Source organism: Pseudonocardia sp. ICBG1142 (assembly GCF_020496255.1).
Lineage (GTDB): Bacteria > Actinomycetota > Actinomycetes > Mycobacteriales > Pseudonocardiaceae > Pseudonocardia.
In genome coordinates this window covers 723,701-747,875 of the sequence record NZ_JAHLJC010000030.1, presented here as the reverse complement: position 1 = coordinate 747,875, position 24,175 = coordinate 723,701, and the positions used below count along the sequence as shown (strand labels likewise).

The 24,175-nt window shown below is 73.9% G+C and carries 21 protein-coding genes, 1 tRNA gene and 1 pseudogene; 15 read left to right on the top strand and 8 right to left on the bottom strand.

The window, feature by feature from the left end; genetic code table 11:
* Positions 1-61: 61 nt before the first annotated feature.
* Positions 62-1,303, bottom strand: a complete 1,242-nt coding sequence (locus tag KPL59_RS17715) for a DUF3662 and FHA domain-containing protein (RefSeq protein WP_226361439.1) — start codon at positions 1,301-1,303, stop codon at positions 62-64.
* 262 nt (positions 1,304-1,565) lie between these two features.
* Here KPL59_RS17715 and KPL59_RS17710 point away from each other — a divergent pair.
* Positions 1,566-1,651 (top strand) — tRNA-Leu (locus KPL59_RS17710).
* Positions 1,652-1,790: 139 nt separating this feature from the next.
* Here KPL59_RS17710 and KPL59_RS17705 read toward each other — a convergent pair.
* On the bottom strand, positions 1,791-2,417 hold the full coding sequence (locus KPL59_RS17705) for a uridine kinase (protein ID WP_226361438.1): 627 nt from the start codon (positions 2,415-2,417) through the stop codon (positions 1,791-1,793).
* Positions 2,418-2,468: 51 nt separating this feature from the next.
* Between KPL59_RS17705 and KPL59_RS17700 the strand changes: the two genes are divergently transcribed.
* From KPL59_RS17700 to KPL59_RS17685, 4 genes are all read left to right on the top strand, one after another.
* Positions 2,469-3,251, top strand: a complete 783-nt coding sequence (locus tag KPL59_RS17700) for an IclR family transcriptional regulator (RefSeq protein WP_060713788.1) — start codon at positions 2,469-2,471, stop codon at positions 3,249-3,251.
* A gap of 99 nt (positions 3,252-3,350) precedes the next feature.
* A complete protein-coding gene (locus tag KPL59_RS17695) occupies positions 3,351-4,493 on the top strand; it encodes a 5-methyltetrahydropteroyltriglutamate--homocysteine S-methyltransferase (protein ID WP_226361437.1) in 1,143 nt (380 codons plus the stop codon).
* A gap of 16 nt (positions 4,494-4,509) precedes the next feature.
* Positions 4,510-4,920 (top strand): TfoX/Sxy family protein, encoded by a 411-nt coding sequence (locus KPL59_RS17690; RefSeq protein WP_226361436.1) that lies wholly within the window; start codon positions 4,510-4,512, stop codon positions 4,918-4,920.
* A 10-nt stretch (positions 4,921-4,930) separates the two neighbouring features.
* Positions 4,931-5,683 (top strand): class I SAM-dependent methyltransferase, encoded by a 753-nt coding sequence (locus KPL59_RS17685; protein WP_226361435.1) that lies wholly within the window; start codon positions 4,931-4,933, stop codon positions 5,681-5,683.
* 160 nt (positions 5,684-5,843) lie between these two features.
* Here the strand turns inward: KPL59_RS17685 and KPL59_RS17680 are convergent, their stop codons facing one another.
* The 3 genes from KPL59_RS17680 to KPL59_RS17670 form a co-directional block, all read right to left on the bottom strand.
* A complete protein-coding gene (locus KPL59_RS17680; protein WP_226361434.1) occupies positions 5,844-6,587 on the bottom strand; it encodes an iron-sulfur cluster assembly protein in 744 nt (247 codons plus the stop codon).
* The gene (locus KPL59_RS17675) at positions 6,584-7,651 is read right to left on the bottom strand and encodes an amidohydrolase family protein (RefSeq protein ID WP_020625500.1); all 1,068 of its coding nucleotides are present in this window, start codon (positions 7,649-7,651) and stop codon (positions 6,584-6,586) included. The genes KPL59_RS17680 and KPL59_RS17675 overlap by 4 nt, the downstream gene beginning before the upstream one ends.
* An 87-nt stretch (positions 7,652-7,738) precedes the next feature.
* Entirely contained in the window at positions 7,739-8,767 is a 1,029-nt protein-coding gene (locus KPL59_RS17670) for an NAD(P)-dependent alcohol dehydrogenase (protein WP_226361433.1), read from the bottom strand.
* Between the two features lie 188 nt (positions 8,768-8,955).
* Here KPL59_RS17670 and KPL59_RS17665 point away from each other — a divergent pair, with 188 nt between their 5' ends.
* From KPL59_RS17665 to KPL59_RS17655, 3 genes and pseudogenes are all read left to right on the top strand, one after another.
* Entirely contained in the window at positions 8,956-9,411 is a 456-nt protein-coding gene (locus KPL59_RS17665; protein WP_020625502.1) for a DUF4442 domain-containing protein, read from the top strand.
* Between the two features lie 26 nt (positions 9,412-9,437).
* Entirely contained in the window at positions 9,438-10,097 is a 660-nt protein-coding gene (locus KPL59_RS17660; protein WP_226361432.1) for an NAD(P)H-binding protein, read from the top strand.
* 19 nt (positions 10,098-10,116) lie between these two features.
* Positions 10,117-11,506: pseudogene (locus tag KPL59_RS17655) on the top strand (NAD(P)/FAD-dependent oxidoreductase).
* Positions 11,507-11,554: 48 nt separating this feature from the next.
* On the opposite strand, the gene KPL59_RS17650 reads toward KPL59_RS17655, so the two are convergent.
* The gene (locus KPL59_RS17650) at positions 11,555-12,442 is read right to left on the bottom strand and encodes a DUF6474 family protein (protein WP_226358143.1); all 888 of its coding nucleotides are present in this window, start codon (positions 12,440-12,442) and stop codon (positions 11,555-11,557) included.
* Positions 12,443-12,598: 156 nt separating this feature from the next.
* Here KPL59_RS17650 and KPL59_RS17645 point away from each other — a divergent pair, with 156 nt between their 5' ends.
* Both KPL59_RS17645 and KPL59_RS17640 read left to right on the top strand, forming a co-directional pair.
* Positions 12,599-14,329, top strand: coding sequence for a TM0106 family RecB-like putative nuclease (locus KPL59_RS17645; RefSeq protein ID WP_226361431.1), 1,731 nt, complete (start codon positions 12,599-12,601; stop codon positions 14,327-14,329).
* A gap of 24 nt (positions 14,330-14,353) precedes the next feature.
* The gene (locus KPL59_RS17640) at positions 14,354-16,162 is read left to right on the top strand and encodes a gamma-glutamyltransferase family protein (RefSeq protein ID WP_226361430.1); all 1,809 of its coding nucleotides are present in this window, start codon (positions 14,354-14,356) and stop codon (positions 16,160-16,162) included.
* A gap of 97 nt (positions 16,163-16,259) precedes the next feature.
* On the opposite strand, the gene KPL59_RS17635 is transcribed toward KPL59_RS17640, so the two are convergent.
* Together KPL59_RS17635 and KPL59_RS17630 are read right to left on the bottom strand one after the other, a co-directional pair.
* Positions 16,260-19,061: an MFS transporter gene (locus KPL59_RS17635; protein ID WP_226361429.1), complete on the bottom strand. Its 2,802-nt coding sequence runs from the start codon at positions 19,059-19,061 to the stop codon at positions 16,260-16,262.
* A gap of 2 nt (positions 19,062-19,063) precedes the next feature.
* The gene (locus tag KPL59_RS17630) at positions 19,064-19,549 is read right to left on the bottom strand and encodes a MarR family winged helix-turn-helix transcriptional regulator (RefSeq protein ID WP_226358146.1); all 486 of its coding nucleotides are present in this window, start codon (positions 19,547-19,549) and stop codon (positions 19,064-19,066) included.
* Between the two features lie 311 nt (positions 19,550-19,860).
* Between KPL59_RS17630 and KPL59_RS17625 the strand changes: the two genes are divergently transcribed.
* The 5 genes from KPL59_RS17625 (at position 19,861) to KPL59_RS17605 (ending at position 24,117) form a co-directional block, all read left to right on the top strand.
* Positions 19,861-20,418: a cupin domain-containing protein gene (locus KPL59_RS17625; RefSeq protein ID WP_226361428.1), complete on the top strand. Its 558-nt coding sequence runs from the start codon at positions 19,861-19,863 to the stop codon at positions 20,416-20,418.
* 115 nt (positions 20,419-20,533) lie between these two features.
* Positions 20,534-20,974, top strand: coding sequence for a hypothetical protein (locus KPL59_RS17620; RefSeq protein WP_020627063.1), 441 nt, complete (start codon positions 20,534-20,536; stop codon positions 20,972-20,974).
* 8 nt (positions 20,975-20,982) lie between these two features.
* Complete coding sequence (locus tag KPL59_RS17615; RefSeq protein WP_226361427.1) at positions 20,983-21,861, top strand: DNA-formamidopyrimidine glycosylase family protein; 879 nt, start codon at positions 20,983-20,985, stop codon at positions 21,859-21,861.
* A gap of 32 nt (positions 21,862-21,893) precedes the next feature.
* Positions 21,894-23,105, top strand: a complete 1,212-nt coding sequence (locus tag KPL59_RS17610) for a sensor histidine kinase (protein ID WP_226358149.1) — start codon at positions 21,894-21,896, stop codon at positions 23,103-23,105.
* Positions 23,106-23,229: 124 nt separating this feature from the next.
* A complete protein-coding gene (locus tag KPL59_RS17605; RefSeq protein WP_226361426.1) occupies positions 23,230-24,117 on the top strand; it encodes a S49 family peptidase in 888 nt (295 codons plus the stop codon).
* Positions 24,118-24,175 lie beyond the last annotated feature (58 nt).

Here is a 24,175-nt window from a genome sequence, read left to right as displayed (position 1 = left end):
GGATCACCGGGCGGGCGGGGACGCACCGCTGTCGCTGCGCGGGTTCCGCTCCGCGGGTGGCTCAGCCCTGGGTGCGGAACACCAGGCTGGAGTGACCCACGCGGATCACGTCGCCGTCGGTCAGCTGGCAGGACTGCACCGGCGAGTTGTTCACCGTGGTGCCGTTGGTCGAGCCCAGGTCGTTCAGGGTCGCGACCTGGCCGTCCCAGGTGACCTCCAGGTGCCGGCGGGACACGCCGGTGTCCGGGAGCCGGAACTGGGAGTCCTGACCGCGGCCGATGACGTGGGTGCCCTCGGCCAGCTGGTAGTTGCGGTTCGAGCCGTCGTCCAGGATCAGCATGGCGGTCAGCTGCGCGGGAGCGCCCCAGCCGCCCTGGCCGCCGTAACCCTGGCCGTCGTAGCCCTGGTCGTAGCCCTGCTGCGGGTAGCCGGGCTGGGCGTAGCCCTGCGGCTGGCCGTAGCCGCCGTCGTAGCCCTGGTCGTAGCCCTGCTGCGGGTAGCCGGGCTGGGCGTAGCCCTGCGGCTGACCGTAGCCGCCCTGCTGGGGCTGGCCGTAGCCGTCGTAGCCCTGCTCGTAGCCCTGCTGGGGGTAGCCGCCCTGCTGCTGCCCGTACTGGTCGTAGCCGGGCTGCTGCTGGTCGTACCCGGGCTGCTGGCCGTAGCCCTGCTGGGGCTGCCCGTACTGGTCGTAGCCGGGCTGGCCGTAGCCGCCCTGCTGCTGCCCGTACTGGTCGTACCCGCCCTGCTGCTGCTGGCCGTAGCCGCCCTGCTGCTCCTGGTCGTACCCCTGAGGAGCGTAGGTCTGCTGGCCGTACCCGCCGGGTGCGCCCCGGTCGTATCCGTACTGCCCGTTCTCCTCGGGGTGGCCCGGTTGCTGGCTCATGGGTGCTTCTCCTGCGGTGCGTGCTCGGTTGGCGGCCCGACGGGAAGCGTCGGGGTCGACAGCGGAGCGGGTGCGGAATTGTCCCGTGTGCAGCGCCTCGGAGCGCTCCAGAAAGACTACGACCTCACCGTAGGTGTCCCAGCCCTGGTCGGTGAGTTCTTTCGCCACGTGCGACGAGAGGGATCGGACGACCCCGTCCTCGTCGCCCGCCATCCGGTCGAGATCGCTGGGGCTGAGCAGAACGGTGTACCGGTTGGGCGCCAGCTGGCGACCTCCGGCGAGCTGCTCGACGTTGTCCTCGGCTTCCCTCAGCAGTGCCTGTGCGACTTCCTGTGGGACGACACTGCCTCCGAAGACCCGCGCGAAGGCATCGCCCACGAACCCCTGAAGTCGGCGCTCGAAGCGGTCCACGCGGCCCAAAAGATCTCCTCCATCCGCATCGGCGTGTCGGTGATGTGCGACCGATCGTATCTGTGTTATCCGCCGGGCCCGGCGGGGCCCGGCACGAGCGGGTGATCGGCCCCGCCGTGCCACCGGCGTGCTGCCCTCCGATGTACCCGGCCCGGCGCCGCCGCGCATCCCGTGTCCCGCCCGTCGCGACCCCCTCCGGCCGGTGGTCGACGTGCAGGGGACCCCCCTGCGAACGACCGCCGAGCAGGGTGCTAACTTTCTCGTGTCGCTCGGGCGAGTGGCGGAATGGCAGACGCGCACGGTTCAGGTCCGTGTGTCCGAAAGGACGTGAGGGTTCAACTCCCTCCTCGCCCACCACCTCCCCTCATCGGGGATTCTCCCCCTCCGGTGGTCACCACCGCCATCGCGAGATCGGTTCCGGGTGTCACCCGTTCCGGTCTCGCTTTTCTCTTTTCCGGGTTCCGGCCACGCTCCGTGTTCGGACGCCGTGCGCCGATCAGGCGTCCCGCAGCGCCGGGCGGTCGGGATGGTCGGCCATCACGAGGACATCGGCGTACGAACCGGGGTCGCCCTCGCTCTCGTAGCGGGTGTACGCGGCGGCCGTCCACGCGTCCTCGGGGGCCAGCAGGCGCCGCAGCGCCGCCCCGCCGACGCGCAGGTGCACGGTCAGCTCGGCCGCCAGGCCCCGGCCCAGCAGCCGCCCACCGGCGAGCAGCACCACTCCGTCCGGCCCGAGGGGCACCGGCTCGTCGCGGTAGGCGCGGTCGCGCACCGTGTCGCGCAGCCGGGGCAGCACCAGGCCGCTGCCCTCGGGTTCCATCGGGGCGAGGACCTCGCGGCGCAGCGCCGGCTCGTCGAGCCAGCCGTCGAGGAACATGTCCGGGTCGGTGCGGCCGAGCTCCAGGCGGACCGAGGCCGGGCGCAGGAAGTCGTCGGCGTCCACCGCCAGGGCCGGGCGGCCGCCGGCGCGCAGCCGCTCCGCCACCGCCCTGGCCAGCTCCAGCGGGGCCGCGGGTGGGGCGCCGTCGACGAGCACGCGCACCCGGCCGGGCAGCTCCGTGGCGCGCTCGGCCAGGTGCGCCGCGAGTCCCGCCCGGTCGACGGGCCGGAACGCCCCTGCCATGTCGTCCTCCCGGTCCTGGCGTGCCCTCGGTCCCGCAGCGACACTAGGCGGATGGTCGGCGACGGCGCGGGAGCGGTGCTGCGCCGAGCGCTGCGGGTCCTCGAGGCGGTCGCCGAGGCGGGCGACGGGGTCAGCGCCAAGGCCCTCGCCCGCCGGCTGGAGCTGCCGTTGCCGACGACGTACCGGCTGCTCGGGACGCTCGTCGAGGAGGGCTACCTGGTCCGCCTGCACGCCGAGCGCGGGTACGGGCTGGGCTATCGCGTCGTCGGGCTCTACCGGGGGATGACCGACCCGATCGTGCCGCCCGCCCCGGCCCGTGAGGTGCTCGCCGAGCTGCACACCACGGCCCGCGCGGCGGTGGTGCTGGCCGTGCTGCGGTCCGACGACGTCGTCGTCGCCCACACCGAGACCTGCGCGGCGCACCCCGGCCCGGGCGCGGTGACCGGGGAGCCGCTGCCCGCGCACGCGACGGCACCGGGCAAGGCCCTGCTCGCCGGGCTCGACGGCGGCCGGCTGGCCGACGTCCTCGGTCTCGGGCACGGGCCGCTGGCGCCGCTGACCCCGCACACGCTCACCGACCGGCGGCTGCTCGACCGTGACCTGCTGAGGGTCCGCTCGGCGGGGGTCGCGGTGGAGGTGGAGGAGCACGCCCGCGGCCGGGCCGGGCTCGCGGTGGCGGTGCCGCACCCGGGCGGCCGGGCCGCGCTGTCGGTCGTCGTCAGCCGGGCGGACTTCACCGGGCGCCGCTGGGAGCTCGAACGCGCGGTGCGCGAGGCCGCGGTGCCGCTGGCCCGGCACCTGTCCGCCGCGCCGGGGGTCGCCGCGTCCGGCTGAGCCCGCCAGGGTGGCCCGATGGGCGACGGGGTGCGATGGACCTTCCATCATCCGGAAGTGATGTCGGCGGACATGCGGATGCGGCGATACGTTCGCCGGATGCCGGAGAAGACAGTGGAGTCGCTCGTCCGCACCGTCCCGCCCTTCCGGGACGACCACGTCGGCTCACTGCTGCGGCCGCCCGCCCTGCTCGCCGCCCGGGAGCGGCACGCCGCGGGTGAGCTCGACGCCGCGGGCCTGCGTGCGGCCGAGGACGCGGCGATCACCGACGTCGTCGCGCTGCAGGAGTCGGTCGGCCTACGGTCGGCCACCGACGGCGAGTTCCGCCGCACCTCCTGGCACATGGACTTCATCTACGCCCTCGGCGGCGTCACGAAGACCTCCGGCCGGGTCGAGGTCGCGATGCGCAACGCGGCGGGCCAGAACAACTTCACCTCCGCCGGGATGACGGTCGACGGCCGGGTGCACCTCGACGAACCCGTCTTCGCCTCGGCGTTCGACTACCTCGCCACGCAGGTCACCACGGCGACCCCCAAGCTGACGATCCCCTCGCCGAGCATGGTCTACGCCCGCGGCGGCCGGGCGGTCATCTCCACCGACGCCTACCCCGACATCGAGGAGTTCTGGTCCGACCTGTCCGGCGCCTACGCCGACCAGCTCCGGGCGATGTACGACCGCGGGTGCCGCTACCTGCAGCTCGACGACACCGCGCTGGCCTACCTGAACGACCCGGCGCACCGTGAGGAGCTCGCCGCGAAGGGCGACGACCCGGACACCCAGCACCTGCGCTACATCCGCCAGATCAACGCCGCCATCGCCGACCGGCCGTCGGACATGTACGTCACCACCCACATGTGCCGGGGCAACTACCGGTCCTCGTGGGCCGCGGAGGGCGGCTACGACCACGTCGCCGAGGCGCTGTTCGGCACCCTCGGCGTCGACGGCTTCTTCTGCGAGTTCGACGACGAGCGCTCCGGTGGTTTCGCCCCGCTGCGGTTCGTCCCGAAGGGCAAGCAGGTGGTGCTCGGGCTGGTCACGACCAAGTCCGGGGCGTTGGAGGACCCGGACGCGCTCAAGCGCCGGATCGACGAGGCGGCGCGGTACGTGCCGCTGGACCAGCTGTGTCTGTCGCCGCAATGCGGGTTCTCCTCCACCGTCGAGGGCAACGAGCTGACCGTCGACGACCAGAAGCGCAAGCTGGAGCTGATCGTCTCGGTGGCCGAGGACGTCTGGGGCCGCTGAGGGCCATACTCGCCCGGTGGCCTACGACGAGGGTCTCGCCGCCCGCCTCCGCGCCCTGCTCGCGGGGCGGTCGGTGACCGAGAAGAGGATGTTCGGCGGGTACGCCTTCCTGCTCGACGGGCACCTGACCGTGGCCGCGAGCGGGCGCGGCGGCCTGCTCGTACGGGTGGCCGCGGACCGCTCCGCGGCGCTGCTGGAGCGCCCGCGGACCGCACGCATGGTGATGGGCGGTCGCGAGATGGCCGGCTGGCTGTGGGTGACCGGCGAGCCCGACGTCGACGACCTCGACGGCCCGGAACTCGCCGGCTGGGTCGCCGAGGCGGTCGCGGTCGTGGAGACCCTGCCACCGAAGCGCGTCCGATCGAAGCCCGTCCGATCGGAGCGTCGAGCCGCGGGGACATCCCCACCGGGGCGCCCGCGGGGCTAGCGTCCGTGGGGTGAGCACCGCTGCCGCGTCCCCGCTGTCCGACCGCGTCCTGGCGGGAACGGCGCCGGGCTCGCGGCTGCTCGACGTCGGCTGCGGGGCCGGACGGCTGCTCGCCGATGCGACGGCGGCCGGGCTGGCCGTCACCGGCGTCGACACCGAACCCCGCGCGCTCGCCGCCGCGGAACGGGCCGTTCCCGGGGCGATGCTGCGGGTCGCCGACGCCCACGAGCTGCCCTTCGCCGAGGACGCGTTCGACCTGGTCGCGCTGGTGCAGGTGCTGGAGCACCTCACGAACCCGGTGCTCGCGCTGCGCGAGGCGGGCCGGGTGTGCGCGCCGGGCGGTGCGGTGCGGGCCACGGTCTGGGGCACCCCCGACGAGTGCGACGCCGCGGTCATCGGGGCGGCGCTCGCCCCGCTCACCGGGGCCGCGCCCCCGCCGCCGCAGAACAACCCCGGACCGGACCGCAGCGGCGTCGGCGCGCCCCCGCTGACCGACCCCGCCCGGCTGGAACGGCTGGCCGGCCTCGCCGGGCTGGCGGTCCGGGAGATCGCCGTCGTGCGGGTCCCGGTGGTGCACGACGACGCCGACGACCTCGTCGCCGGCGTGCTCGCGTCCGGTCCGGGGCGCCACGCGGCGCGCCACGCCGGCCCCGCCGCCGTCCGCGCGGCCCTGCTCGACGCCCTGGCCCCGTTCACGCACGGCGCGGGCTACCGCCTCACCGACACCGTCCGCGTCCTGGACGCCGGCCCGCCCGCGGGATGATCCACGGTTCGCGCGCTGATCCGTTCCCCGCGCGTGCCGTGACGCGCGCGGACTGCGGATCAGCGCGCGAACTGCGGCTCAGTGCGCGGACCCGGGGGCGTGCGCACGTCCGGGCCGCGTCCCTCGGGGAGGGGCGCGGCCCGGAGGTCGCGTGCGGTGGTCAGCGGACGGCGGTCGCCGCCGTCCGGCCGGTCTCGTAGCGGATCTTCAGCAGGCCCTTGCAGTACTCCCCGTTGGTCTCGATCCCGACCCGCTGCAACCGCGCGCGGCGCAGGTGCAGCGGGACCTGCTCGACGGTCACGGCGGTGCCGTCGGAGTGGATCAGCAGCGGTGCGTCGTCGCCGGCGGGCAGGCCGATCGTCCGCCGGCGGGTCCGCATCCGGGTCAGCTCCTCGGTGTCGGCCTCGGTCCCGGCCAGCTCGCCGAGCGTCAGCCCGGCCAGCTCGTCGGGACCCCGGCCGGCGTCGACGAGCGGGCGGGCCACCCGGTCCTGGCCGGCCAGCGCGGCCTTGGCCAGGAACGTGTGCCGCAGCTCGTCCAGCTCGGCCGCGGCCTCCCCGTTGATCGAGCCCTCGAAGGACTTGACGAACCCGGCGTGCGCCGCGACCCCACCGTTGATCTCGTCGGAGGCGTGGTGGTCGGCCAGCGTCACCTCCGCCCTCGTCACTCCCGGTACCGCGGTCACCGCGTCGTAGGCGTCGGCGACCATCAGGAACGAGAAGTTCGGAGCGCAGAAGAACGTCGGCAGCCGGAGCCCGACGGTGACCTCACCGGCGGGCGAGACGGTCCACGACTCGACGAAGTCGAGCTCGGTGATCGGCTCGTCCAGCTCCGGGTCGAGCACCGTCCCCAGCGCGGACCACACGGCCTGCCGGAGCGGGCTCTCAGCAGGCCGCGGGGTCACGCCTGCGCCCCCGCCGTGTTGTCGACGAGCTCCTCGCCCGGTGCCATGGGCTCGTCGGCGGTGGTGTCGGGCAGCCGGCAGTCGGCCGGGACCTCGATGTCGTAGAGCTTCGCCGCGTTGAGGCCGAGGATCTTCTTCTTCGACGCGGTGGTGAGGCGCGGGTAGTCGGCGAACTGGTCGTCGTCGGGCATCTGCCAGTCGACCAGGCCCTCGACCTGCCACTTCGGCGTCCAGATGTTGTAGTCGCTGCCGAAGGTCATCTTGTCCTCGCCGACCCAGAACAGCAGCTCGCCCATCACCTTGGCGAAGAACTTCGGACGGGCGTGCATCAGGCCGCCGACGACGACCGACAGGCCGGCGTAGACGTTGGGCTCCTGCACCGCCATGAAGCAGAAGTCCTCGATGCGCGGCAGGCCGACGTGCTCGACGATGAAGTTCAGGCCCTGGAAGTCGGTGGCCGCGTGGTCGACGTCGGCGACGTCGAACGCGTCCTTGTCCAGCGGCCAGATCGTCGGGCCCTTGTGGACGTGGATGTTCTTGATGCCCAGCTCCTGGGCCCGCTCCAGGAAGCGATAGCACTCCGGGTCGGTGAGCTTGTAGCCGCGGGAGCTGCCGTTCCACTCCGCGGTGTAGAGCTTCACGCCCTTGTGCCGGTACTTCGCGCAGTCCGCCTCGAACTCCTTCATGCCCTCGTCGCCGTCACGCGGGTCGAAACGCCCGTTGACGATGATCCGGTCGCCCCACTTCTCCAGCAGCGCCGCGTTCTGGTCGGCGGTGTTGAAGCCGTTCTTGTACCACTCCTTGAGGTACGTCGACTGGAAGATCGAGTGGTCGACGTGGCCCTCGATGAAGACGTCGCGCTCGAAGTCGTCCTGCGAGACCTTGAGGTAGTGCTCCCAGTCCCAGTGGGTCTCGGGCGGGCCGAGCTGGTGGTAGCCGTAGAAGCAGTCGATCCAGCCCTTGGCGTACTGCTCGCGACCCTCGACCCAGTTCTCCCGGGAGGCGTCCCAGAAGTGGCTGTGGGAGTCGACGATGAAGTACTTCTCGCCGTCCTTCTCGTACATGTGGTTCCTCCTGCGTCAGCAGCTCTGCTGATCGGTGGTGGGTCAGGGAAAGAACGTTCGTCTTGTACGTACGTATGACTGACCAGGTCAGGGAACGAGGATCGCCCGGCCGCGGACCTTGCCCGCGTCCAGGTCGTGCAGCGCCTCCAGTGCCTGCTCGAGCTTGTACTGGACGGTGTGCAGGGTGACCTTCCCGGCCTGGGCCAGGACCATGAGCTCGGCCAGGTCGTTGTAGGTGCCGACGATGTTGCCGATGACGTTCTTCTCGCCGGCGACGAAGTCCAGCGTGGGGGCGGACAGGGTGCCGCCGTAGCCGAGGACGAAGTTGTAGCCGGCCGGGCCGGTCATCGCCCAGGCGTCGTTCTCCGCGCCCTGCTCGGCGACGAAGTCGAAGACCACCGTGGCGCCGCCGCCGGTGAGCTCCTGGACGGCCTCGACCTGGTTGCCGTCGGCGACGACCGTCTCCTCGGCGCCGATCTGCTTCGCCAGCTCCAGCGCGTCCAGGTTCCGGTCCACGACGATGATCTTGGTGGCGGTCAGCGCGGCGAGGGCCTGGATGCCGATGTGGCCCAGCCCGCCCGCGCCCTGCACGACCGCGGTGGTGCCCGGGTAGAGGAACGGCACCGCCTTGCGGACCGCGTGGTAGGCGGTGATGCCCGCGTCGGCGAGCGCGGCGACGTCGGCCGGGTTGGTGTCCGGGTTCAGCTTCACGCAGGACCGCGCGGTGGTGCGCAGGTACTCGGCCATGCCGCCATCGTTGTTGGACAGGCCGGGGAAGAACGCGTCCCCGGTGCACTGCATGTCGCGCCCGTAGCGGCACATGGTGCACAGGCCGCACGACGGCTGCGGGTGCAGGATGACGGTGTCGCCGACCTTCACGTTGGTGACGCCGTCGCCTACCGCGTGCACCCAGCCCGCGTTCTCGTGGCCGATCACGTAGGGCAGGTCGGGGTTCTGGATGTCGGCCCAGTCCCCGTCGATGATGTGGAGGTCGGTGCGGCACACGCCGGCACCGCCGATCTTGACGATGACGTCGAGCGGACCCTGGATCGTCGGTTCCTCGATCTCGTCGATCTGGGGATCCTGCTTGTACGCGTGCACCCGCACGGCCTTCACTGGCGGTACCTCCGAGCCTCGGACGCGCGGCGTTGCGCATCGTGGTGGTGGGACTAGGTGTGCCTGCTGTCACATCGATCTCAACCCCGTTGTGCACGACGGACAAGGGGGTTCGTTCTCGCACAGCGAGAACCGTGAGGAAACGGGCGTCGCTTTCCCTGGAGGTTACCGGCGAGTAGGGTCGGCTCATGGCTGATGACGCGAGCTGGGTCGCCGGTGCGATGACGCAGGCGGTGCCGTGGGTGACCACCGCCGGGATCACCTTCGGGGCGATCACCACCGACCGGGTCGAGGCGTTCCTCCCCGACCGCTCCGACCAGCACAACCACGTCGGCGGGCCGCACGCCGCGGTGATGTTCGGACTGGGCGAGACCGCCTCCGGCGCGGTCGGCCTGGCCGCGTTCGCCTCGGCCGGGGACCGCGCCGTACCGCTGGTCGTGCGCTCGGAGATCCGCTACCTCAAGCTCGCCAAGGGCGACCTGCGGGCCGAGGCCGTGCTGACCCGCCCGGCCGGTGAGGTGCTCGCCGAGCTCGACGCCGGGACCCGCCCGGAGTTCACCGTCGACGTCACCATCACCGACGCCCAGGGTGTGCAGACCGGTGCCATGACGATCGTCTGGACGCTCAAGCCGACCAAGCGGTGAGCGCCCGTCCGGCCTAGCGTGGCCGCATGGACGTGGTCATCGCCGGAGGACACGGACAGATCGCGCTGCGACTGTCCACCCTGCTCGCCGGGCAGGGGCACACCGTGCGCTCGATCGTGCGCAACCCCGACCACACCGACGAGGTGGCGGCCACCGGGGCGAGCCCGGTCGTGGCGGACCTGGAGAAGGTCTCCGCCGTGGACCTCGCGGGGCACCTGACCGGCGCCGACGCCGTCGTCTTCGCGGCGGGGGCCGGGCCGAACAGCGGTGTCGAGCGCAAGGAGACCGTGGACCGCGACGGGGCCACCCTGCTCGCCGACGCGGCCGCCGGGGCGGGCGTCCGCCGCTATCTGCTGATCTCCTCGTCCGGGGTGGACACCGAGCCCGACCCCGGGCGCGGCGAGGTCTGGGCCGCCTACATCCGGGCGAAGAAGGCCGCCGAGGACGCGATCCGCGGCGACGGGCGCCTCGACGCGACGATCCTGCGCCCCGGGAAGCTCACGAACGACCCGGGCACCGGGCGGGTCACCCTCGCCCCGCCGCCGGTCGAGTACGGCGAGGTGACCCGCGACGACTCCGCCGCGGCCGTCGCCGCGCTGCTCGCCGCACCGTGGACGGCGGGGCTCACCCTGGAGCTGCGCGGCGGCGACACCGAGCTGGGTGACGCGGTCGCGGCCCTGGGGTGAGTGCGGAAGGGTCGGCCCCATGAGCGAGCACAGCTACGACGTCGTCGTGATCGGAGCGGGCCCGGTCGGTGAGAACGCCGCTGGCTACGCGGTGGACGCCGGCCTGTCCGCGGCGCTGGTGGAGGCCGAGCTGGTCGGCGGGGAGTGCTCGTACTGGGCCTGCATCCCGTCGAAGGCACTGCTGCGCACCCCGCAGGCCGTCGCCGACGCCCGGCGGCTGCCCGGGGTGCGGGCCGAGTTCGACCCGGCGAAGGTCCTCGAACGCCGCACGAGCTTCACCTCCGACTGGGACGACGCCGGCCAGGTGCAGTGGGCCGAGGGTGCCGGGGTCACCGTGCTGCGTGGCCGGGACCAGGCGCGTCGTCGTGACCGCGGCCGACGGCACCGAGACCGAGGTGACCGCGCGCCACGCCGTCGTCGTCGCGACCGGCAGCGTGCCGGTCGTCCCGAACGTCGCGGGGCTGGACACGGTCGAGTACTGGGGCTCGCGCGAGGCGACCTCGGTGAAGGAGGTCCCGCGCCGGCTCGGGGTGCTCGGCGGCGGTGTCGTCGGCTGCGAGATGGCGCTGGCCCACGCCCGCCTGGGTGCCCGGGTCACGCTGTTCAACCACGGCGACCGGGTGCTGCCGAGCGCCGAGCCGCAGGCCTCCGAACGGGTCGCGGCCGGGCTGCGGGAGGCAGGCGTCGACCTGCGGCTGGGCACCGGCCTGGACGAGGTGCGCCGGGCCGGGGACGCGACGGTGCTGCGCGGCGGCGGGGACGAGGTCGAGGTGGACCGGCTGCTCGTCGCGACCGGGCGCCGTCCGGCGACCGACGGGCTGGACCTGGACTCGGTCGGGGTGGGCCTCGGGCGGCGCGGCGAGATCGTCGTCGACGACTCGGGGCTGGCCGCCGGGGACTGGCTCTACGCCGTCGGCGACGTCAACGGGCGGGCCCCGCTCACCCACCAGGGCAAGTACCAGGCCCGGATCGCCGCGCACGCGATCGCCGCGCGCGCCGCGGGCCGTCCGCTCGACGACGCCGCCTGGGGCGAGGACGCGGCGACCGCCGACCACCACGCGGTGCCCCAGGTCGTGTTCACCGACCCCGAGGTCGCCTGGGTCGGCCGGACGGCGGCGGCCGCCCGCGCCGAGGGGCTCGACGTGCGGGTGGTCGACATGGACATCGCCGTCGCCGGGTCCTCGCTCACCGCGGACGACTGGTCCGGCCGGGTGATCGCCGTCGTCGACCCGCAGCGCGAGGTGCTGCTCGGGGTCACCTTCGTCGGGCCCGGGGTCGCCGAGCTGCTGCACGCGGCGACGATCGCCGTGGTCGGCGAGGTGCCGCTGTCCCGGCTGTGGCACGCCGTGCCCGCGTTCCCCACGATCAGCGAGGTGTGGCTGCGGCTGCTGGAGAACTACCGCGCGTAGCGCGCTCGACCCGCGGGCCCGGTGTCGACCGGGCCCGCAGGAGCGGGATCAGGAGCGGACGCCCAGGTGGTCGAGCAGACGGACCTCGAGGCGGTCCAGGTCGGCCGACACCGTGCGGAAGGCGGCCTTGCGGCGGGCGGCGGGCATGTTCTCCGCGGCCCGGACGGCGGCGGCGAGGTCGTGCAGCCGCGGCTCGGTCTCGTCGGCGAACCGCTTCGCGGCCTGGTCGCGGTCGACGGTCCCGTCCTCGCGCAGCTCGGTGATGGTGCGCGCGATTCGGGACAGCCGCGCGTGCAGCCGGCCACCGGGGCCGGAATAGCCGCCCAGCTCGTCCGGGGACACGCCGAGTCGCCGGGAGCGGTGGTCGTCGAGGCGGTGGCGCAGCGACCCGGCCGCAGCCATCGCGTACGGCGCCAGCAGCGGCGCGAGGACCTTGGCCATGCCCAGGTAGCGCTGGACCTTCTTGGCGTTCCACTCGCGGGCCCTGCGCTCGCGCTCGGCCTGCTTCGCGGCCAGCGTCTCGCTCTTGAGCCTGCCCTTCTCCGCGGCGTGCGCGGCCTTGGCCTCGGCCTTGCGGGCGCTCGCGTCGGCCTTCGCGGCGGCCTTGGCGACCTTCCGGTCGGCCGAGCGGGCCTTGAGGTCGGCCGAGCTCAGCAGGCTGCTCGCGGTGGCGGTGCCCTCCCCGACGGCGCGACGCGTGCTGCGCGCCGCCCTGCGGCCGGCCTTCTCCGCCCGTCGTGACGCCGCCTCGGCCTTCTTGCGGGCCTTCACCGCGCGCCGGTGCAGCTTCTCGGCGGCCTTGTCGGCGGTCTCGCGGGTGTACTCGAGGGTCTGGACCGTGGCCGACTGCACCCGTTCCGACGCGTCGACCGCCGCCTCCCTGGTCGCCGCCGCGGCGCGCTCGCCCGCGCTCGGCTTCCTGCGCAGCAGTCCCATGTCGTGTCCTCCCGGGTCGGCTCGGCAGATGATCGCCGTGTCGACGCAGCCTAGGGCCCCGCCCACCGCCCGCGCAGGACCGACACCACCCGGCCGGGGGAACGGCGCGTCACGCGGATCCGGTCCTGTCGGGGGTGGTCTCTACCCTCGGGAGCCGTGAGCACTTCGACCGGACCCCGTACCGCGCCCCGTGTCCTGCTGGACGCGGCGGCGCTGAGCGGGTGCCGCCGTCGGGTGCACCTGGACCACGACCCGTCGGCGTCGGAGCGGCCGCGGGCGCTGCAGGATCCGGCGATCGAGCAGCGCCGGGCCGACGCGGCGGCGCACCGGGAGCGGATCGGCGAGCTGCTCGCGCGCACCTGGGGTGCGGACTGGGCCAGCACCTGGCCGGACGGCGCGGCCGGGCCCACCGGGGCAGGCACCGGACCGCGGGCGGCCCGCGCGGAGCGCACGGCCGAGCTCGTCGCGGCCGGTGCGCCGCTGATCTGGGGCGCGGTCCTGCCCGTCGACGGCGACCGGCGCGGCACCGCGGAGCTGCTCGTGCGCGCGCCCACCGGGGGCTACGTCCCGCTGCTCGTCGTGCGCCGCCGGATCACCGATCCGGGGGAGGGGGCGCGCACCACCGCCGTCACCGACCCGTGGCCGCAGCGCGCCCGGCACGACCCGGACCGCAAGGTCCGCTCCCAGCCGCGTGACCTGCTGGCCCTGGCCCAGCTGACCCGGCTGCTGGAGGCCGCGGGCTGGGCGCCGCCGGAGTCGGCCCCGCGGCTCGGCGGTGTGATCGGGCTCGACGCGGCCGTGGTCGTCTGGCACGACCTGCGGGCCGGGCACTGGCCCGGCGGCCGGTCCACGCTGGAGGAGTACGACGCCCGGTTCGCCGACCGCGCCGCCGTCGCCCGGTCCGCCGCGACCGGCGGCCCCGCGCTGGCGGCGCCGTCGCGGATCACCGAGTGCCGCCGCTGCCCCTGGTGGCCGACGTGCGAGGCCGAGCTGGAGGAGGTCGACGACGTCAGCCTGGTCGCCCACGGCGAGACGGCGCGGCTGCTGCGGGAGTCGGGCGTCGCGACCGTCGCGGGGCTGGCCGCGCTGGACCCGGCGGCCCCGCCCGCCGAGCTGACCGGTCCGCTGCCCGGGCCGCCGTTCTCCGACCTCGTCGCGCTGGCCCGCGCGCGCCGGCGGGGTCTCGCCGTCGCCCGCCGGGTGCCGCGGGTGCCGGTCACCCGCGCCGACGTCGAGGTCGACGTCGACATGGAGAGCTTCGGCGAGTCCGGCGCCTACCTGTGGGGTGCGCTGCTGACGCTGCCCGGCGGTGCCCGCGACGGCGACCCGGAGCCCGGCTACCGGGCGTTCGCGACCTGGGACCCGCTGCCCACCCGCGACGAGGGCCGCTCGTTCGGCGAGTTCTGGACCTGGTTCACCGGTGTGCGTGCGACCGCGCTCGCGTCCGGGCGCACGTTCGCCGCGTACTGCTACAACGAGCAGGCCGAGAACCGCTGGATGTTCGCCTCGGCGCAGCGGTTCGCCGGGATGCCCGGGGTGCCGACCGAGGCCGAGGTGCGCGCGTTCGTCGCGGACCCGTGCTGGGTGGACCTCTACGGCGTGGTCTCCACCTGGTTCCTGTGCGCGCAGGGCAAGGGGCTGAAGAAGATCGCCCCCGCCGCCGGGTTCTCGTGGCGGGACCCGGAGGCGGGTGGGGAGAACTCCATGCGCTGGTACCGCGCCGCCGTCGCGCTCGACGGCGGGGAGCCCGACCCGGTCCAGCGGGAGCGGCTGCTCGGCTACAACACCGACGACGTGCTGGCCACCCACGCGCTGCGGGAGTGGATGTCCTCGGACCGGGTGCTGGAGGTCCCACTGGTGAGCGAGCTGCGCGACGCCACCGGGTGAGCGCGTCCGTGTGAGGATGCCGGGGTGGCGCCTCGTGGATACGACCGGATCGGGCCGCACGGCGCGGTCAGCAGCACCCACCATCTCGGCACGGCCGCCGCGGCCACGGTGCTGGCGCGGGGCGGGAACGCCTTCGACGCCGCCGTCGCCTGCGGTTTCGTGCTGCAGGTGGTCGAGCCGCACCTGTGCGGGCCGGGTGGTGAGCTGCCCGCCGTGTTCGTCACCGCGACCGACCCGGTCCCGCGGGTGCTGTGCGCCCAGGGTGTCGCCCCGGCCGCCGCGACCGCGCAGCGGGTGCGCGACCTGGGCTGCGCGATCGTCCCCGGCACCGGCCTGCTCCCGGCGACGGTCCCCGGGGCCTGGGACGGCTGGCTGACCCTGCTCCGCGACCACGGCACCTGGGAGCTCGCGGACGTCCTCGCCCCGGCGCTGGACTACGCCGCGGGTGGGTTCCCGCTGGTCCCGCGGGTGCCCGCGGCCATCGGCACGGTCGCCGACCACTTCAGGGCGCACTGGCCGTCGTCGGCGGCGACGTGGCTGCCCGACGGCCGGGTCCCCGCCGTGGGCGAGCGAGTGCGGCTGCCCGTGCTGGCCGCGACCTGGCGCCGGCTGCTCGACGAGGCCGTCGGCCCGAGCCGGGAGGCACGCATCGACGCCGCCCGTGACGCATGGTACCGCGGGTTCGTCGCCGAGGAGATCGGCCGGTTCGCCGCGGCCCCGGTCCGGGACGAGACCGGGCGCGACCACACCGGTCTGCTCACCGCCGACGACCTGGCCGGCTGGTCGGCGCACTACGAGGACGCGCTCGTCGCCGACGCCGGGTCGGGCTGGTCGGTCGCGAAGTGCGGCCCGTGGTCGCAGGGGCCGGTCCTGCTGCAGCAGCTGCGGCTGCTCGCCGGGCTGGACCTCGAACTGCCCGGTGGTGTCGCGACCCTCGACACGGTGCACGCCGCCGCCGAGGCCGCGAAGCTCGCCTTCGCCGACCGGGAGGCCTGGTACGGCGACGGCGCGCCCCCCGACCTGCTCGCCGACCTGCTCTCCGACGACTACACCGACGCCCGGCGGGGCCTGATCGGACCGGCGTCGGACGGCGGGCTGCGGCCCGGCTCGCCGGGTGGGCGCACCCCCCGGATCGGCGACTACGCGGCGACCCCGGGCGCCGGGCGCGGCTCCGGGACGGAGGGTCCGGGCACCGGCGAGCCGACGGTGTCGCGGGACGGCGTCGCCCGCGGGGACACGGTGCACGTCGACGTCGTCGACGCCGCCGGGAACATGATCTCGGTGACGCCGTCGGGGGGCTGGCTGCAGTCGTCGCCGACGATCCCGGAGCTGGGGTTCTGCCTCGGCACCCGCGGCCAGATGTTCTGGCTGGAGGAGGGGCTCGCCAGCACGCTCGCGCCCGGGCGGATGCCGCGCACGACGCTGTCGCCGTCGCTGGCGCTGCGCGACGGCGAGCCCGCGCTGGCCTTCGGGACGCCCGGCGGGGACCAGCAGGACCAGTGGCAGCTCGCGTTCCTGCTCGCGCTCGTGCACGGCGGGCTGGACCTGCAGGCCGCGATCGACGCGCCGACCTGGCACTCGACGGCGTTCCCCGCGTCCTTCGCGCCCCGCGGCTGGGAGCCGCACGGCCTCGTCGTCGAGTCCCGGCTGGGGTCCGACACCCTCGCCGGGCTGACCCGCCGCGGGCACGCCGTGGACGACGCGGGCGCCTGGTCCCTGGGCCGGATGTGCGCGGTCGGGACCGGAGCCGCCGTCCCCGGGGGCGGCGGGCCCGGGACACTGCACGCCGCGGTCGACCCGCGGTCGGGGGTGGGCGCGGCGATCGCGCTGTAGCCGTCTCGCCGCCGGTGTCGCGCCGGAGACGGAGAACGCCCCGCCCCTCCCGTGACGGGAAGGACGGGGCGTTCCACGTGGAACACGGACGGGTGGGTCAGCGGTGCGCCTCGCCCCGCACGCCCTGCTCGCCCTCGCGGACGTGCCGCCCGTTCTGCGATCCGTTGCCCGACGCGGACCCGTTGCCGTTCGTGGACGTGTGCCCGTCGAGCGGAAGCGGGAACTCCACGTCGGAGTGGGTCACCCGGCCCGGCTCGAGCGCGACCACCGTCGCGACCGGGGCGTAGCCGCTGGTCGCGAGGGTGTAGCTGCCCGCGGGCAGGCCCTCGAAGGCGAAGTTCCCGTCCGGGCCGGACAGCCGCGACCCGACGACGGCGCCCTCGGCGTCGATCAGCGTGGCCAGCGCGTGCGCCACCGGGTGCCCGTCGGGCGCCGCGGTGACCCGGCCGGTGAGCCGGGAGCGCTGCGGCAGCCGCAGGTCCTGGACCGCCGTGCCGGAGCTCGGCACCTCGACGCCGACCGCCACCGGGTCGACGCCCTCGCCGGCCGCGGTGAGCGTGTAGCGCCCGGCCGGGACGCCGTCGAGCGCCCAGCGTCCGCCCTCCCCGGAGCGGCCGGCCGCGGCGACGTCGCCGCCGTGGTCGATCAGCGAGACGGTGACTCCGGGCAGCGGGGTGCCCGCGGCGTCGAGCACGGTGCCGCGGATGCCGCTGCTGATCGACAGCCGCACGTCGTGGCGGACCGGTTCGGTGCCGACCGAGACCGTGGCGGCGTGCGGCGGCAGCGCCGCGGAGGCCGCCACGACCAGGAAGCGCCCGGGCTCGTCGACGACGACGCGGTAGTGGCCGTCGCCGTCGGTGGTGGTGCGACCGACCTGGTCGCCGGACAGCCGGGTGACGGTGACGACCGCCCCGGGGACCGGCCCGCCGGTGCTGCCTTGGACCCGTCCGGTGACGGCCGGACCGTCGCCACCCGTGGAGTGCAGGTGGTCCAGGCCCGCGGCCGCGGCGGCGTCACCGACGGTGCCGTTGTGCGGCCGCGGCCGGGCCTGGGGTACCGGATGCTGCGGCTCCTGCCGGGCGACGACGGGCATCGGCGTGGTGGGCGGCGCGATGTCCGCTCCGCGCCCGCCGCCGTCGCCCCGGGTGGCGGGAGCGGGTGCCGGCGCGACCGTCGCCAGCGCCTCGGTCGGGACCGACGCGGCGGCACCACCCTCACCGGCGGCCTCGGCCAGGGCGGCCTGGGCACCGGACATGGTGCGCAGCGGCAGCTCCCGGATGAACAGCACCAGGACGAAGGCCACCGCGATCACGCAGGCCGCGATGAGGAACGCCAGCGTCATCGCGCTGGTGAAGCCCTCCTGGAACGGCGCGGCCAGCCGCGGGTCGATCCGCTGCAGGAACGAGGAGTCGGCGAGCACCGAGCTGGACAGGCCGCCGGCCTGGCCGGACTGGAGCGCCCCGACGACCTGCGCGTTGGCCGGGTCGGCCGCGACGGCGGGGTCGGTCAGCGCGGCCCGGAACGAGCTCGTGCCGAGCGCGGACCGGAGGGCGTCGGCGATCTTGTCGCCGGCGGTGGAGAACACCACCGACAGGAAGATCGCGGTGCCGAGCGTGCCGCCCATCTGTCGGAAGAACGTCACCGACGAGGTCGTGACGCCCATGTCGCGGGCGGGCATCGCGTTCTGCACGGCCAGCACCAGGGTCTGCATGCACAGTCCGAGGCCGAGGCCCAGCAGCGCCATGGTCAGGTCGAGCTGCCAGATCGGGATCGACGGCGTGACGGTCTGCCACAGCAGCACCATCGCGATCGTGATGAACGCGGTGCCGATCACCGGGAAGATCTTGTAGCGACCGGTGCGCGAGGTGAGCTGACCGGAGAGGATCGACGCGACCATGATCCCGCCGACCAGCGGCAGCATCATGAACCCGGCCTCGATCGGCGTCGCGCCGTGCACGATCTGCAGGAACTGCGGCAGCAGTGCGATGCCGCCGAACATCGCCATGCCGATGAGCAGGTTCAGCACCGCGGACAGCGAGAAGATGCCGGTGCGGAACAGGCGCAGCGGGATCAGCGCGGCGTCGCCGTAGGCCCGTTCGGCCAGCAGGAACAGCAGCAGGCCGACGACACCGATGACGTAGCAGACGATCGACGAGGTGGAGTCCCAGCCCCACTCGCGCCCCTGCTCGGCGACGATCAGCACCGGCACCAGGCACAGGGTCAGCGCCAGGGCGCCGGGCCAGTCGATCCGGGCCGGCCGCGGGACGTGCGGGATGTTCAGCACCCGCTGCACGACGACCAGCGCGACGAGTCCGATGGGGACGTTGACCAGGAAGATCCAGCGCCACCCGTCGAGCCCCGCGATCGAGTCCACACCGGACAGCAGGCCGCCGATGACCGGGCCGATCACGCTCGACGTGCCGAACACGGCGAGGAAGAAGCCCTGGTAGCGGGCCCGCTCACGCGGCGGGACGATGTCGCCCAGGATGGTCAGCGCCAGCGACATCAGACCGCCCGCGCCGAGACCCTGCAGCGCGCGGAACGCGGCCAGGGAGTACATCGACCAGGCGAAGGTGCAGGCGATCGAGCCGATCAGGAAGATCGAGATCGCGGTCATGAACAGCGGCTTGCGGCCGAAGATGTCGGAGAGCTTGCCGTAGAGCGGGGTGGTGATCGTGCTGGTGATGAGGAAGGCCGTCGTCGCCCACGCCTGCAGGTTGAGACCCGACAGGTCGTCGGCGATGGTGCGGATCGCGGTCGAGACGACCGTCTGGTCCAGGGCGGCCAGGAACATGCCCAGCATCAGTCCACCCAGGACGGTCAGGATCTGCCGGTGCGTCAGCTCGCCGTCGCCGGTGGTGGTGGCGGGGCGCTGCGCACTGGCGGCAGCGGTGGACATTCTCAGGACTCCTGTGCTTCGAAGGTCTGGTAGTCGTCGAGGAAACGGCCGAGCAGGACGGTGAGGGCCTGGCGGTCGTCGGGGCTCCACGTGGCCAGGACGGTGGCGATGACCTCGGCGCGACGACGTCGCTCGGTCTCGATCACCCGGACGCCCTCCGGGGTCGCGGCGAGCAGCGAGGCGCGACCGTCGCCGGGGTCGGCCCGGCGCTCGACGAGCCCGGACTTGACCAACGACGACACCTGGCGGCTGATCGTGGAGGGATCGGAGTGGAAGGTGGCGGCGACCTCGCCGGCTCGTTGCGGGCCGACGAAGTGCAGGTGGGTCAGCACGTGGTAGCCGGCCATGTCGACGATCATCTCCGGCCGGTGCCGCTCGGCGGACCGCTTCACCTGGCGGACCAGCAGGAACAGCTCCCGGACGATCGAGTCGGCGAGTTCCAGGTCGGCATCGGCGGGTTCGGCGGCGGCAGCCTGTGCGGTGCTCATCGCGGACCCCCTCTCAGTAGTGCGTGTACCACGCAACTAGTTGACTCGCGCAAGCATGCGCCGATGTGTTGCGCAATGCAAAGTAATTGGCCGTGAGCTGCGCCACCTGGTCCGCCGCCTGACCACGGAGCGGATCGTGATCACTCCACAGCGGACCCGAGCGGTTCACACGAAGGGGTGGTGCACACTTCTGTAGAGGTGCGCTGTCCCACCTCGAACGTCATCGACGGGACGACCCGGCTGCCGCTGACGTGGTGACGTGCCACTACCGTGCGGTGCACTCACGCATCGCGCCCGGAGGGACACCGCCCGTGCCGCTCGCCCGTCACCTCGCCGGACCGGCCCTGCTGGTCGCGACCGCCGCCCTGCTCGCGGGGTGCGCCCAGCCGGGGCAGCTCGGCCACGGGCCCGCCACCCCCTCCGACGACGGGTGGACGGCGGAGATCGTCCCCGCCGACCCGGGACCGCCACCGACCACCGCGGTGGCCGTACCGGGGAACGGCGAGTGGCCGGCGCGTCCGATCACCGGTGCGACCGATCCCCAGGGGCGGATCGAACGGCCCGTGGAGATCTCGACCCCGGGCCCCGCGGACATGCTCGTCCGCGAGGAGAGCCTGCTCCCCGGTGAGTCCACCGGCTGGGTCCGCCACCCCGGGACGATGCTGACGGCGGTCCGCGGCGGGACGGTCACGGTCGTGCGGGCGGGCCGGTGCGAGCCCCAGACCTTCGGGACCGGCGAGGCGTTCTTCCTGGGGGACGGCGAGCCGTCGGAGGTCCGCAACGACGGTGGCGTCACCGTCCAGCTCCTGCGTTCCGGTCTGCTCGCCCCCGGCGCCCCCGAACGCGAGCCCGTCCGGCCCGCCTGCTGACCCCCACCACCCCGCCCCCACCCACCACCTCGGAGTGGCGGGCGCGTGAGGGCTCGGATCTGTCGGTGCCCTGTGGGAACATCGTCGGTGGTACCGGGGCAGGGGAGCGGACACCTTGACGACGAAGACGGTCATCGCGGCGGACTACCGTGAATGGCAGGTGAGCCGGCGGATCGAGTGGACCACGCCGGCGGTCGGTGACGAGTTCGAGCACGACGTCGACGCGGGCAACGGCGCGGTCGTGCTGATCCTCGGCACGCTGGCGTTCTTCTGGCTGGTCCTCATCGTCTGGGTGCCCGACGGTGTGGTCTTCCCCTGGTTCTACTGGCTCGTCGTCATCGTCGGACTGGGCTTCTTCCCGTTCCGCTGGCTGCTGCGCAGGCCGTTCACGATCACCGCGAAGACCCAGGGCGGCTACGACCTGCCCCCGGAGAAGTGGACGGGCATGGTGCGCGGGCTCGCCACCGCGCGCGAGGAGACCAAGGTGGTCGTGCGCAGCCTGAAGAACCGCTCGACGCCCGGCCACGCGGACAGCCCGCTGCAGCCGATCAACTAGGAGTCGCGGTGCCCGAACTGCCCGAGGTGGAGGCCCTGGCCCACCACCTGCGTGAGCACGCCGTGTACCGCCCGGTGGCCAGGGTGGACCTGGCCTCGATGAGCGCGCTGAAGACGTTCGACCCGCCGGTGTCGGCGCTGGTGGGCCGGGTGGTGACCGGGGCGTCGCGGTTCGGGAAGTTCCTGTCGCTCGACTTCGCCGACCGGCCCGCCGCCGGTCCGTTGCACCTGGTCACGCACCTGTCCCGGGCCGGCTGGCTGCGCTGGCACACCACCGCGGGCGTCACCCCGCCCAGACCGGGTCGCGGCCCGTTGCAGCTGCGGGTGCACCTCGACCAGGTCGGCGGGCCGGGCTTCGACCTCACCGAGCAGGGCACCCAGAAGCGGCTCGCCGTGTACCTGGTGGGCGACCCGGCGCAGGTCCCTGGCATCGCGAAGCTGGGCCCGGACGCACTGGAGCTGAGCCGGCCGGGCCTCGACGAGCTGCTCGACGGCGACAACCGCAGGCTCAAGACCCTGCTGACCGACCAGTCGACGCTCGCCGGCATCGGCAACGCCTACTCCGACGAGATCCTGCACACCGCGCGCCTGTCGCCCTACGCCACCGCGTTCCGGCTCGACGCCGCCGCCCGGGACACCCTGTTCGAGTCGCTGCACGCCGTGCTGTCCGACGCGGTGTCCCGCTCGGTCGGCCAGGGCGCCGCCGAGCTCAAGGGGGAGAAGCGCTCCGGGCTGCGCGTGCACGCCCGCACCGGGCTGCCCTGCCCGGTCTGCGGCGACACCGTGCGCGAGGTGTCGTTCGCGGAGAGATCATTCCAGTACTGTCCGACCTGCCAGACCGGGGGGAAACCGCTCGCCGACCGCCGCCTGTCCCGGTTGGTGCGCTAGTGGCGGGCGCGGGAACGGGGGTACTCGCAGTCGTGGACGGATCCACCACGCTCACCCCCTCCATGGCGCTGCTGCTCGTGGTGGCGGTCGTCGTCGCCGTCGTCGCGGTGTTCTTCTTCCTGTGGCAGCGCAACCGGCGCAACACGATGGTGTCGCCGCTGGCCAAGGCCACGTTCTCCGCGCTGCACACGGTCGCGCTGGCCGCGCCGGTGCTGCGGGAGGGGCTGTCGTCGCGCTCGGCGTCGCAGGCGCTGCCCTACCTGCGCCAGCTGCTGGAGACCACGGCGATGGCGATGACCGACTCGCGTGGCACGGTCCTGGGCTGGGACGGCAGCGCCGACCAGCACCAGCAGGACGTGCAGACGCTCGCGGACACGGTCGTCCGGACCGGCCGCATGGAGCTGATGAGCCACACCGCCATCAAGTGCAACCAGCCGGGCTGCGAGGTGCGCGGGATCGTCGTCGTCCCGCTGGAGAGCGACGGGAACATCATCGGCACGCTGGCCGCGCTCACCCCCTCGACGGCCGGCCCCCCGGTTCTGCGGGCCACCGGCGAGGTCGCGCGCTACGTCTCCAGCCAGCTGGAGCTCGCCGAGCTCGACGACTCCCGCGCCCGGCTCAACCGGGCCGAGGTCCGCGCCCTGCGCGCCCAGATCTCGCCGCACTTCGTCTACAACGCACTGACCACGATCGCCTCGTTCATCCGCACCGACCCGGCCCGGGCCCGTGAGCTGCTCATCGAGTTCGCCGACTTCACCCGCTACTCGTTCCGCTCGGCCGGCGAGTACACGACGCTGCTCGACGAGCTGAACAACATCGAGCGCTACGTGCGGCTGGAGAAGGCCCGCTTCGGCAACCGGCTCAACATCAAGCTCCAGATCGACCAGGAGGTGCAGAACGTCGTCCTGCCCTTCCTCGCCCTGCAGCCCCTGGTGGAGAACGCTGTCCGGCACGGGCTGTCCGGCAAGCCCAACGGCGGCACCGTCACCATCCGCGCGGAGAACGCCGGCTCGGAGTGCGTGATCGTCGTCGAGGACGACGGCGTCGGCATGGACCCGGCCCGGCTCAACGAGGACCTCGACGACGCCCATCTCTCCGGCGCGCACGTCGGCCTCGGCAACGTCGACGACCGCATGCGCTCGGCCTTCGGCGACAACTTCGGCCTCGTCGTCGACACCAACATCGGCGCCGGAATGAAGATCACGCTGCGGGTGCCGAAGTTCCGGGCGGGCATCCGGGCCTGACCCGGGGGCGTCCGTGGGGGCCCTCCGGCGCCTTGCTGGGCCGTACGGGTGAACCGCGCGAGGGCGAGATGTGCCGATCCGGTCACACCACGTCACCCTGTGCGCGCGCGTACGGTGGGATGGCATGGACGTCCTGCGTATTCCCGCGGCGGTGACCTCGCGTCTGCCCGGCAGGCTGGGTGAGTCGGTCGGCCCCCCGGTGGTGTCGGTCGTCCGGCTGCAGGGCGTCATCAGTGCCCAGGCCGCGCCGGTGCCGCGCCAGGTGCTCAGCATCTCCTCGCTGGAGAAGGTGCTGGAGCGGGCCTTCGTGCCCGAGCGGCTCGCCGCCGTCGCGCTGGTGATCAACTCCCCGGGCGGCTCGCCCACCCAGTCCGAGCTGATCGGGAACCGCATCCGCGCACTGGCGGCGGAGAAGGACGTGCCGGTGCTGGCGTTCTGCGAGGACGTCGCCGCGTCCGGCGGCTACTGGCTGGCCTGCGCCGCCGACGAGATCTACGCCTGCTCCACCTCGGTCGTCGGCTCGATCGGCGTGATCAGCGCCGGGTTCGGGCTCGACGGCCTGATCGAGCGGTGGGGCGTGACCCGGCGGCTGCACACCGCGGGCGGGTCGAAGTCGCGGCTGGACCCGTTCCTGCCCGAGCGGCCGGAGGACGTCGCCTGGCTCACCGGTCTGCAGGAACAGCTGCACGAGCGGTTCACCGGATGGGTGCGCGAGCGGCGCGGGGACCGGCTCGCGACCGACACCGAGCTGTTCGACGGCGAGGTGTGGCTGGGCGAGCGGGCCCGCGCGCTGGGCCTGGTGGACGGCATCGGCAGCGCCCACGACGTCCTGACCGAACGCTTCCCCCACGCCGAGCAGCGCCCGGTGGAGCAGCGCAGGCCGTTGCTCGCCCGCCTGGGTGCGGGCGGATCCGCGGCCCGGACCGGCCTCCCCGGCGGTGTCGCGGGGGCCGGGCACGAGCTGCTCTCCGCCCTCGAGACACGGGCGGCGTGGGCCCGTTACGGGCTGTGACACCGGTGACTGGGCGTACCACGACCGAGCTGCACCCCGTGTCCGGACGGTCACCGAT

What these genes read in the sequence shown, in the direction of transcription:
- KPL59_RS17705 (WP_226361438.1), bottom strand. Translation starts at nt 2,417, where the DNA reads ATGGCAGGGGCGTTCCGGCCCGTCGACCGGGCGGGACTCGCGGCGCAC.
- KPL59_RS17700 (WP_060713788.1), top strand. Translation starts at nt 2,469, where the DNA reads ATGGTCGGCGACGGCGCGGGAGCGGTGCTGCGCCGAGCGCTGCGGGTC.
- KPL59_RS17695 (WP_226361437.1), top strand. Translation starts at nt 3,351, where the DNA reads ATGCCGGAGAAGACAGTGGAGTCGCTCGTCCGCACCGTCCCGCCCTTC.
- KPL59_RS17675 (WP_020625500.1), bottom strand. Translation starts at nt 7,651, where the DNA reads ATGTACGAGAAGGACGGCGAGAAGTACTTCATCGTCGACTCCCACAGC.
- KPL59_RS17665 (WP_020625502.1), top strand. Translation starts at nt 8,956, where the DNA reads ATGGCTGATGACGCGAGCTGGGTCGCCGGTGCGATGACGCAGGCGGTG.
- KPL59_RS17660 (WP_226361432.1), top strand. Translation starts at nt 9,438, where the DNA reads ATGGACGTGGTCATCGCCGGAGGACACGGACAGATCGCGCTGCGACTG.
- KPL59_RS17650 (WP_226358143.1), bottom strand. Translation starts at nt 12,442, where the DNA reads ATGGGACTGCTGCGCAGGAAGCCGAGCGCGGGCGAGCGCGCCGCGGCG.
- KPL59_RS17635 (WP_226361429.1), bottom strand. Translation starts at nt 19,061, where the DNA reads ATGTCCACCGCTGCCGCCAGTGCGCAGCGCCCCGCCACCACCACCGGC.
- KPL59_RS17630 (WP_226358146.1), bottom strand. Translation starts at nt 19,549, where the DNA reads ATGAGCACCGCACAGGCTGCCGCCGCCGAACCCGCCGATGCCGACCTG.
- KPL59_RS17605 (WP_226361426.1), top strand. Translation starts at nt 23,230, where the DNA reads ATGGACGTCCTGCGTATTCCCGCGGCGGTGACCTCGCGTCTGCCCGGC.